The organism is Xanthomonas sp. WHRI 7065, from assembly GCF_040203115.2.
GTDB lineage: Bacteria > Pseudomonadota > Gammaproteobacteria > Xanthomonadales > Xanthomonadaceae > Xanthomonas > Xanthomonas arboricola.
Window position 1 is genome coordinate 2,158,927 of sequence record NZ_CP168194.1, and the last position, 9,702, is coordinate 2,168,628.

The 9,702-nt window shown below is 67.8% G+C and carries 8 protein-coding genes; 6 read left to right on the forward strand and 2 right to left on the reverse strand.

Annotation, left to right across the window (positions count from 1 at the left end; translation table 11 throughout):
- Positions 1–420: 420 nt before the first annotated feature.
- Both thrA and ABQY64_RS09335 read left to right on the forward strand, forming a co-directional pair.
- Positions 421–2,928, forward strand: coding sequence for a bifunctional aspartate kinase/homoserine dehydrogenase I (thrA, locus tag ABQY64_RS09330; protein ID WP_349780675.1), 2,508 nt, complete (start codon positions 421–423; stop codon positions 2,926–2,928).
- A 29-nt stretch (positions 2,929–2,957) separates the two neighbouring features.
- Positions 2,958–3,908 (forward strand): homoserine kinase, encoded by a 951-nt coding sequence (locus ABQY64_RS09335; protein WP_104559714.1) that lies wholly within the window; start codon positions 2,958–2,960, stop codon positions 3,906–3,908.
- Between the two features lie 74 nt (positions 3,909–3,982).
- Here the strand turns inward: ABQY64_RS09335 and ABQY64_RS09340 are convergent, their stop codons facing one another.
- Entirely contained in the window at positions 3,983–4,297 is a 315-nt protein-coding gene (locus ABQY64_RS09340; RefSeq protein ID WP_065032272.1) for an EthD family reductase, read from the reverse strand.
- Between the two features lie 146 nt (positions 4,298–4,443).
- Between ABQY64_RS09340 and thrC the strand changes: the two genes are divergently transcribed.
- Positions 4,444–5,751, forward strand: coding sequence for a threonine synthase (gene thrC, locus ABQY64_RS09345; RefSeq protein WP_349780674.1), 1,308 nt, complete (start codon positions 4,444–4,446; stop codon positions 5,749–5,751).
- 101 nt (positions 5,752–5,852) lie between these two features.
- Entirely contained in the window at positions 5,853–6,599 is a 747-nt protein-coding gene (locus ABQY64_RS09350; protein ID WP_104626671.1) for a murein L,D-transpeptidase catalytic domain family protein, read from the forward strand.
- Between the two features lie 244 nt (positions 6,600–6,843).
- Here ABQY64_RS09350 and ABQY64_RS09355 read toward each other — a convergent pair whose 3' ends face one another.
- Positions 6,844–7,467, reverse strand: a complete 624-nt coding sequence (locus ABQY64_RS09355; protein WP_349780673.1) for a helix-turn-helix domain-containing protein — start codon at positions 7,465–7,467, stop codon at positions 6,844–6,846.
- A gap of 245 nt (positions 7,468–7,712) precedes the next feature.
- On the opposite strand from ABQY64_RS09355, the gene hisS reads away from it, so the two are divergent.
- Both hisS and ABQY64_RS09365 read left to right on the forward strand, forming a co-directional pair.
- Positions 7,713–9,146, forward strand: a complete 1,434-nt coding sequence (hisS, locus tag ABQY64_RS09360) for a histidine--tRNA ligase (RefSeq protein ID WP_349780672.1) — start codon at positions 7,713–7,715, stop codon at positions 9,144–9,146.
- A gap of 221 nt (positions 9,147–9,367) precedes the next feature.
- Positions 9,368–9,694: a YerC/YecD family TrpR-related protein gene (locus tag ABQY64_RS09365; protein WP_047128609.1), complete on the forward strand. Its 327-nt coding sequence runs from the start codon at positions 9,368–9,370 to the stop codon at positions 9,692–9,694.
- Positions 9,695–9,702 lie beyond the last annotated feature (8 nt).

Genomic DNA, 9,702 nt, shown 5'->3' on the forward strand with positions numbered 1-9,702 from the left:
ACCAATCGAGGTTCGAAGCCTGCGCAGGGCGGCTCTCCAAAGTCGTTTCAAAAGTTTCCATAGCAATCAATTGATTGCGCGCGCGATGCTTAAATCCCTGAGCAGCAAGGTTTTCTGTTTCGCGCCCCGAGCGCGTGCGCCTACCCATTCACGCAATGCTTGACAGGCCTCGGCCCTGTGATGTCTTTTGCACGCATGCCTAACGCCTCCGCCATCTCCTCGCTTACCTGCCAGCCGCACCTGCGGCCGGGTGCGGGCGTGGCCGGCATTAGCACCACCATTACCACCGTCACCATTCGCCCGGTGCGGCCCGTCGTCTTCGCGTAACTTCCGAAAACAACGGCCCCGCACCCGGATCAGGATGCGGGGGCTTTCCTCCCTCATCTGATGCGGACGGGGCCTCCCTAACGAGGTCTTTCGATGTCATCGCCTGCTGTTTCCTTCGAACCCGCTGCTGTTCTTGCGTCCTCTGCGCGCACCATTGTGCACAAATTTGGCGGCACCTCGGTGGCCGATGCCGAGCGCTACCGGCATGTGGCGCAGCTGTTGCTGGCACGCGACGAGTCGGTGCAGGTCACCGTGGTGTCGGCGATGAAGGGGGTGACCGATGCGTTGATCGCGCTGGCCGAACTGGCCGCGCAGAACCGCCCCGAATGGCGCGAGCGCTGGCATGAGACGCGGGCGCGCCATCGCGGTGCGGCGGTGGCCCTGCTGGGCGAGCATTCCGGGCCGACGGTGGAGTGGCTGGACGAGCGCTTCGAGCATCTGTCGCAGATCCTGGGCGCATTGGCGGTGATCGGCGAGCTGCCGCGCGAGGTGCTCGACCGCGTGCAAGGCCTGGGCGAGGTGTATTCGGCGCAGTTGCTGGGCGACCATTTCCGCGCGCTTGGCGAGGATTGTGCGGTGCTGGATGCGCGCGATGTGCTGGTGGTCAACCGCGGCGAACTCGGCGTGGATGTGGACTGGGACACCAGCGCGCAGCGCCTTGCGACCTGGCGCCAGGCGCATCCGCAGACGCGCGTGGTGGTCACCGGGTTTGTGGCGCGTGACCGCGCCGATCGCATCACCACGTTGGGCCGCAATGGCAGCGATTATTCCGGCGCGATCTTCGCGGCCTTGTTCGATGCCGATGAGCTGCATATCTGGACCGACGTGGACGGCGTACTGTCGGCCGATCCGCGCGTGGTGCCCGAAGCGGTGCAACTGGAAACGTTGAGCTACGACGAGGCCTGCGAACTGGCCTACTTCGGCGCCAAGGTGGTGCACCCGCAGACCATGTCGCCGGCGATCGAGCGCGGCTTGCCGATCATCATCCGCAATACCTTCCAGCCCGAACATCCGGGTACGCGCATCACCGCCAGCAGCGCGGTGAGCGGGCCGATCAAGGGGCTGACGCTGAGCCCGGATCTGGCCGTGCTAAACCTGGAAGGCACCGGTCTGATCGGCGTGCCGGGTACCGCCGAGCGGGTGTTCGCAGCGCTGCGCACGGCGCAGGTGTCGGTGGTGATGATCTCGCAGGGCTCGTCCGAGCATTCGATCTGTTGCGTAGTCAAGCAGCATGAATCCGAGCGCGCACGCAATGCCTTGCTGCAGGCCTTTGCGCATGAACTCACGGTCGGTCAGGTGCAGCGTGTGCAGCTGACCACCGGCATCAGTGTGCTCGCCGCAGTGGGCGATGGCATGGCCGGGCAGCCGGGCGTGGCGGCGCGGCTGTTCGAGTCCCTGGGGCGTGCGCAGGTCAATATCCTGGCGATCGCGCAGGGCTCGTCGGAGCGCAACATCTCGGTGGCCATCGACGCGGCGCATGCGACCAAGGCCTTGCGTGCGGCGCATGCCGGCTTTTGGCTCTCGCCGCAGACGTTCTCGGTGGGCGTGATTGGCCCGGGTAATGTGGGTGCGGCGTTGCTGGACCAGTTGTGCATTGCGCAGCCGCAGTTGCTGGGCAAGGCCAACCTGGATCTGCGCCTGCGCGCAGTAGTCTCGCGCGGCCGCATGCTGCTGGACGAGCGCGGCCTGGTCGGCAACTGGCGCGATGCCTTCGCCTCTGCAGCCACCGCGACCGATCTGGAGCGTTTCACCACGCACCTGTTGTCCGCGCATCTGCCGCATACGGTGATCATCGATTGCAGCGGTAGCGCAGAAGTGGCCGATCGCTATGCGGAATGGTTGGCTGCCGGCATCCATGTGGTGACGCCGAACAAACAGGCCGGCTCCGGCCCGTTGCAGCGCTATCAGGCGATCCGTGCGGCGGCCGATGCCAGCGGCGCACGCTTCCGTTACGAAGCCACCGTGGGCGCCGGCTTGCCGGTGATCACCACGTTGCGCGATCTGGTCGATACCGGCGATGCGGTGACCTCGATCGAAGGCATCTTCTCCGGCACCCTGGCGTGGTTGTTCAACAAATACGACGGCAGCGTGCCGTTCGCCGAACTGGTGACGCAGGCGCGCGGCATGGGCTATACCGAGCCGGATCCGCGCGACGATCTGTCGGGTGTGGATGTGGCGCGCAAGCTGGTGATCCTGGCGCGCGAAGCCGGGCGCGAGATCAGCCTGGAAGATGTGCAGGTCGAGAGCCTGGTGCCTGAAGCACTGCGTCAGGCCAGCGTGGACGATTTCATGGCGCGCCTGCATGAGGTGGATGCGACGTTTGCGCAGCGCCTGGCCGACGCACGTGCACGCGGCAATGTGCTGCGCTATGTCGCGCAGCTGCCACCGGATCGTGCTCCCAGCGTGGGTCTGGTCGAACTGCCGGCCGATCACGCGTTCGCCAACTTGCGCCTGACCGACAACGTGGTGCAATTCACCACGCGTCGCTACTGCGAAAACCCGTTGGTGGTGCAAGGCCCGGGCGCTGGCCCGGAAGTCACCGCAGCCGGCGTGTTTGCCGATCTGCTGCGGGTGGCGGCGGGCGAGGGGGCACGCTTGTGAATCAGGCGGTTGCAGACCAGTCCGCGGAGATGCAACAGGTGGCGATTGCTGCGCGCGAGCTTGGCCAGGCGCGCGCCTTCGCACCGGCCTCGGTGGCGAATGTGGCAGTAGGATTCGATCTGCTCGGTTATCCCATCGACGGCGTCGGCGACAACGTCACGGTGCGGCGCATCGATGCGCCACTGGTGCGTATCGCCGCCATCCGCGGCACCACCGTGGCCTTGCCGCTGGATGCCGAACGCAACACGGCGGGCGCGGCCTTGATGTCGTTACGCGCGGCGCTGGCGTTGCCGTTCGGCTTTGAAATCGAGATCGACAAAGGCATCGCCTTGAGTTCGGGCATGGGCGGATCTGCAGCGTCATGCGTGGCGGCGTTGGTTGCCGCCAACGCGCTGCTGGATGCCCCGCTGAGTAACGAGCAGCTGTATCAGCACGCACTCGATGGCGAGGCGGTGGCCAGCGGTAGCCGCCACGGCGACAATCTTGGCCCGTTGTTTTTGGGCGGCCTGGTGCTGTGCACGCTGGAGCGTCTGGTACCGATCAACGTGCCGGCTGCGTGGCACAGCCTGCTGGTGCATCCGGATGCGGTGCTGGAAACGCGCCGCGCGCGCGAAGCCCTGGCCGGCGACTATCAGCTGCGCGAGTTCGTCGCGCAGAGTACCAACCTGGCCTTGGTACTGGCCGGCTGCCATGCCGGCGATGCAGGGCTGGTGCGGGCGGGCCTGCGCGATGTGCTGGTCGAACCACGCCGCGCGCCCTTGATCGCCGGCTTTGCCGCTGCCAAGCAGGCCGCGCTGGATCACAATGCCTTGGGTGCCAGCATCTCCGGCGCCGGCCCCAGTGTGTTCGCCTGGTTCGCATCGCGCGCGGCCGCCGACGCTGCCGCCGCATCGGTCAAGGCCGCCTTCGCAGGCGTTGGCCTGGATAGCCAGCACTGGGTGTCTCCGATTGCCAGCCCGGCGGCGCGGTTGCTCGCATGAGCCATCGCGCGGATGTCGTCGTCGATCGATCACCCGCCCACGGCATCCATGCCGTGCAGCGTGCAACGCAACGTTTAACCGACCACCACCTCGCTGATCTGCATCACCGGCGCAAGATCGGTGTAGTTGGCGATATCGGCCAGGATCTCCTCGGCGTGCGGCCCGAAGCTGGCGCCGAAGGCCTCCACCGACTCGCAGAAGATATGGCACATGCCGATGAAGGCCGGGGGGCTGCCCGGCTCGCCGCCGCTGATGCCCTTGTCCACCGTATAGCGCAGGCAGGCCGCGCCCATCCGCGCGCTCACCAGCGGCATGTGCGAGTCGCGGTAGTAGGCATGGTCGAAGCGGGCGCCTTCGCGGTACGGGTACATCACGCTGACCTTGATCATCTGCCGGCTCCACTGGAAGGTGCGCGCAGCATAGCGCTGCGCCGCCCTTGCCGGGCGCCGCCGCAACGCGGCGCGGCCATGCCGCAGTGTCCGGCTTTCTCATTCACGGGCCACGCCCCGTCTTCGTCTTGTCTGGAGTCGTCACCATGAACTTTCTCTCCACTCGTGGCGGCGCGCTCGCCGCAAGCCTGAGCCAGGCGATTGCCGCCGGCCTGGCGCCCGATGGCGGCCTGTACGTGCCGCAGACCCTGCCACCGGCACGCACGCTGACGGCCGGCACCACCTTGGCCGACACCGCCGCCACGTTGCTGCAGCCGTTCTTCGACGGCGATGCGCTGGCGGCCGAGCTGCCGGCCATCTGTGCCGAAGCCTTAGACTTCCCGGCGCCGCTGGTGGCCCTGGGCACCCCTGGCGACTACGCGCTGGAGCTGTTCCATGGCCCGACCGCCGCGTTCAAGGATTTCGGCGCGCGCTTTCTTGCCGCCTGCCTGACCCGCCTGCGCCGTGCCGAAGACCGCCCGCTCACCATCCTGGTCGCCACCTCCGGCGACACCGGCGCTGCGGTGGCCGCGGCATTCCACCGCCAGCCGGGTCTGCGCGTGGTGGTGTTGTATCCGGACGGGCGCGTGTCGCCGCGCCAGGCGCATCAGCTGGGCTGCTTCGGCGACAACATCCACGCCCTGCGCGTGGCCGGCTCGTTCGACGATTGCCAGGCGATGGTCAAGCAGGCCCTGAACGATGCCGACCTGCAGGCGCAGCTGCCGCTGAGTTCGGCCAACAGCATCAGCCTGGGCCGCTTGCTGCCGCAGATGAGCTATTACGCGCACGCCGCCCTGCAGCACCATGCCGGGGCGGGGGCGGCGCTGAATCTGGTGGTGCCCACCGGCAACCTTGGCAACGGGCTGGCGGCGATCCTGGCGCGCGCGCTCGGTGTGCCGCTGGGCCGTATCGCGTTGGCGTCCAATGCCAATCATGTGTTGCCGGATTATTTTGCCGGCGACGATTACGCGCCGCAGGCCAGCATCGCCACGCTGGCCAATGCGATGGACGTGGGTGCGCCGAGCAACTTCGAACGGCTGCGCTGGCTCTACCAGGGCGACGACGTCGCGCTGCGCGAGGCCTTCCGTGCGCTTTCGGTGGACGATGCGGCGATCCGCCACACCGTGCAGCAGCGCTTTGCGCGCTACGGCGAAGTGCATTGCCCCCATACCGCCACCGCCGTGCATGTGCTGGAGCAGCTGCGCGCAGAAGGGGCCGAGGGCGGCACCGGCGACTGGGCGGTGGCGGCCACCGCACATCCGGCCAAGTTCGAGGGCGTGGTCGAGCCGCTGATCGGGCGTGAGGTGGAGGTGCCGCCGGCGCTGGCCGCGCTGCTGCAGCGTCCTGCGCATGCCGAAACGCTGGCACCGGACTACGCGGCGTTCCGGCAGCGCCTGCTTGCGGATGCGGCCTGACCGAACGCGTTCAGCCTGCCGGGGTTGGAAAGTGCGGCACATGCGGCTATTTGTAGGGGGTGCGGTTCCGCCATGGCGCCGCGTCCGATGTGGGTCGTTGCATGTCTTATCGAGTGATCGCCGTTGCCGCCGCGTTGTGCGGGTGGGCAGCGGCTGGAACGGCCAGTGCGGCCGATGCCATCTCCGCCGCGCCGTTGCCGGGGCTGGGCGCACCGCGTATGGGTCTGGTCGATGCATTGGCGCGGCAGGCGCCGTCGCTGGATCGCCAGGTGCTGGCCCTGGCGGCCGAGGCGCTGCAATGCGCGCGGCAGCGCCAGCAGGTGGGTGCCGAGCGCGTGCTGAGCGTCATCGACTACAGCCGGCCGTCGACCGAGCGCCGGCTGTGGGTGTTCGATCTGGAGCGGCAGCGGCTGCTGTTTCAGGAATGGGTGGCGCACGGGCGCAATACCGGCAACAACCTGGCGGCCAAGTTTTCCAACGACGACGGCAGCTTCCAGTCCAGCCTGGGCGCGTTCACCGCGCAGGAGTCGTACACCGGCCACAACGGCTATTCGTTACGGCTGAAGGGCCTGGAGCCCGGATTCAACGACCATGCGCGCGACCGCGCAATCGTGATCCACGGCGCGCCCTATGTCAGCGAGGCGGTGATCCGCACACAGGGCCGGCTTGGCCGCAGCCTGGGCTGCCCGGCGGTGCGTCCGGCGGTGGCCAGACAGCTGATCGATACCTTGCGTGAAGGTGCCTTCGTGTTCGCCTACTACCCGGACCGGGCCTGGCTGCGGCAATCGCGGTTGCTGGGCGGCGGCTGTGGCGCGTCTGTGGCGAGTGCGAATGTGGGCGGTCGCTGAGTCGTTGTAGGCGGCGCGGGGTGTGAAGATCGCCCGATCAGCCTGAAGTGCTGGCATCGCGTTGGAATCTGCGGGTCACTCACGCGGCGATGCTTGCCTGCTGTGCGAGGCACAAAGCGTCGTCGGTGGTCTGGTGCGGACGGGCGCGCAGGAATCCCGCGTTTGTTGATGCCAACGTCCGCACCGCTTGCGCCTATGGGTGCGTGCGCTCGCTGGTCGCATCGGTCCTGCTGGCCGTCGCGTCTCAGACGGTATCGCCCGCCAGGCTGCGCAGCGCCGCGTAATCCAGGATCTGCACCAGATGCAGCTGCGGCAGCGCGATCAGCTGCTGTTGCCGCAGCTTGGTGAAGGTGCGGCTCACCGTTTCCACGGTCAGCCCGAGGTGGTCGGCGATATCGCTGCGGCTCATCGGCAAGGCGACGGTGTCGCCGCTGGCGCCGGGCTGGGTGGAGCGGGCGGCCAGTCGCATCAGGAAATGCGCCAGCCGTTCGCCCGGTTGCAGGCGCGCCAGCAGCAGGCCGGTGTCCTGCGCGGCGGCCAGCTCCATGCTGGCACGCTGCAGCAGCTTGCGTTCCAGCTGCGGGTAGCGCTCGCGCAACTGGCGCATCTGCGCCAGCGGCGTGCGGCAGACCCGGCTGTCGATGATGGCTTCGATATCGTGGCGGTGCTGCGGGGTTTCGGTCAGCCCCACGTAATCGCCCGGCAGCACGAAGCCGGTGACCTGGCGGCGGCCGTCGGCTAGCGTGCGCACCATGCGCAGCGCGCCGGAGGTGAGCGTATAGACGTGGTGGCGGGTGTCGCCGGCGCGCACCAGGGTGCTGCCGGGCGCGTAGGACTGGGCGCTGGTGGCCTGGTCGAGCGCGTCCATTTCCTGCGGCGACAGCGCCGCGCAGATGGCCCGGCCGCGGACCGCACACTGTGCGCAGTCGGAACCGCGCGCATCGGTGCGCGCGGCCGCGCTGGGCGCCGGGCAGGTCGTGCTGGGGTCTGGAAGCTGCCGGTACATGAGTCACGCACTGCTGGAACGCGTGTGAATGATACGCCATGCGGTCAGCGCGGCCGGCAGCCGGTAGAATTGCGCGTTCGCCACATTGCCCTGCAGGAGTTTCGCTCGTGATCAAGCCCCGTACGCCGCCCGGCATCATGGAATTGCTGCCGCGCGAGCAGATCGCGTTCCAGCGCATGCTGGACGTCATCCGCCGCAATTACGAGCGGTTCGGGTTCCTGCCGGTCGAAACCCCGGTGTTCGAGCTGTCCGACGTGTTGCTGACCAAGTCCGGCGGCGAGACCGAACGCCAGGTCTACTTCGTGCAGTCCACCGGCGCGCTGGCTAATGCCGCCGCGGCGGCAGACGAGGGCGGCGAGGGCGGCCTGCCGGAGCTGGCGCTGCGTTTCGACCTGACCGTGCCACTGGCCCGCTACGTGGCCGAGCACGAGCACGACTTGAGCTTCCCGTTCCGCCGCTACCAGATGCAGCGCGTGTATCGCGGCGAGCGCGCCCAGCGCGGGCGGTTCCGCGAGTTCTACCAGTGCGACATCGACGTGATCGGCAAGGATGCGCTGAGCATCCGCTACGACGCCGAAGTGCTGGCGGTGATCCACGCGGTGTTCGCCGAGCTGGGCATTGGCGCGTTCAAGGTGCAGTTGAACAACCGCAAGCTGTTGCGCGGCTTCTTCGAAAGCCTGGGCGTGGCCGAGGGCGAGCTGCAGCTGGCGGTGTTGCGCGAGGTCGACAAGATCGACAAGCGCGGCGCCGACTACGTGCGCGACACGCTGGTGGGCGAAGGCTTCGGCATCGCCGCCGCGCAGGTCGACAGGATCCTGGCCTTCGTGGCGGTGCGCTCGAACGGGCATGCCGATGCGCTGGCACAGCTGCAGGCGCTGGAGGCCTCGGTCGCTGCGAGCGCGACCCTGGGCGAGGGCATCGCCGAGCTGCGCGAGGTGCTGGAACTGGTCAAGGCACTGGGCGTGCCCGAGAGCGCGTACTGCCTGAACTTCTCGATCGCGCGCGGGCTGGACTACTACACCGGCACGGTCTACGAGACCACGCTGACCGACCACCCGCAGATCGGCTCGATCTGCTCGGGCGGCCGTTACGAAAGCCTGGCCAGCCACTACACCAAGTCCAAGTTGCCCGGCGTGGGCATCTCGATCGGCCTGACCCGGCTATTCTGGCAGCTGCGCGAGGCCGGCCTGATCCAGGGCATCGCCGAGAGCAGCGTGCACGCGATGGTCGCGCTGATGGACGAGTCGCGCCTGGGCGACGCGCTGGATATCGCGCGCCGGCTGCGCATCGGCGGCATCAATACCGAAGTGCAGATGGAGCCGAAGAAGATCGGCAAGCAGTTCCAGTACGCCGCACGCGCGGGCATCCGCTTCGTGGTGCTGGCCGGCGACGACGAGCTGGCGCGCGGGGTGGTGGCGGTCAAGGACCTGGTGCGCGAGCAGCAGTTCGATGTGGCCCGCGACGAGCTGGCCAGCACCTTGCTGGTGGAGCTGGAGCAGGCCAGGGCGATGCTGGTGGCCGGTAACGTCAACGGCGATTGACGCCTCCGGAAGCAGCGCTATGGCGCCTCCAGGGTGGTAAAACGGGTAGCAGCGCTCACGCCTGCCGAAGCATGCACAGGCCCACTGGCACCTCGGTGTCGGTGGGTTTGTCGTTTCTGGTCCGCCGCACGGTCCGGGGCTTATCTGAACGCTTTGCCCGTCGGACTTGTCCCGCCGCCTATGTTTGCGTTAATGTACTAACACGCTATTACATTAACGCAATGAAACAACGACCTGCCCCCCGCGAAAGTGCCGATGCCGCCGCCTCCCTCAAGATGCTGGCCGATGCGCTGGCGTGCCTGAAGGACCCCGGCGCGGTCGAGGCCTTTCTGCGCGACCTGTGCACGCCCGCCGAGCTGGAGGCCATGTCCGACCGCTGGCGGGTGGTGCCCTTGTTGATCAAGGGCGTGCCGTATCGCGAAATCCACGAGCTGACCCAGGTCAGCGTGACCACCATCGGGCGCGTTGCGCGCACCCTGGAACACGGCGCCGGCGGCTATGCCGAGGCCCTGCGCGAGCAATCGTCGCGCCCTGTCGAATCCCACTGAGAGAACAA

What these genes read in the sequence shown, in the direction of transcription:
- thrA (WP_349780675.1), top strand. Translation starts at nt 421, where the DNA reads ATGTCATCGCCTGCTGTTTCCTTCGAACCCGCTGCTGTTCTTGCGTCC.
- ABQY64_RS09335 (WP_104559714.1), top strand. Translation starts at nt 2,958, where the DNA reads ATGCAACAGGTGGCGATTGCTGCGCGCGAGCTTGGCCAGGCGCGCGCC.
- ABQY64_RS09340 (WP_065032272.1), bottom strand. Translation starts at nt 4,297, where the DNA reads ATGATCAAGGTCAGCGTGATGTACCCGTACCGCGAAGGCGCCCGCTTC.
- thrC (WP_349780674.1), top strand. Translation starts at nt 4,444, where the DNA reads ATGAACTTTCTCTCCACTCGTGGCGGCGCGCTCGCCGCAAGCCTGAGC.
- ABQY64_RS09350 (WP_104626671.1), top strand. Translation starts at nt 5,853, where the DNA reads ATGTCTTATCGAGTGATCGCCGTTGCCGCCGCGTTGTGCGGGTGGGCA.
- ABQY64_RS09355 (WP_349780673.1), bottom strand. Translation starts at nt 7,467, where the DNA reads ATGGACGCGCTCGACCAGGCCACCAGCGCCCAGTCCTACGCGCCCGGC.
- ABQY64_RS09365 (WP_047128609.1), top strand. Translation starts at nt 9,368, where the DNA reads ATGAAACAACGACCTGCCCCCCGCGAAAGTGCCGATGCCGCCGCCTCC.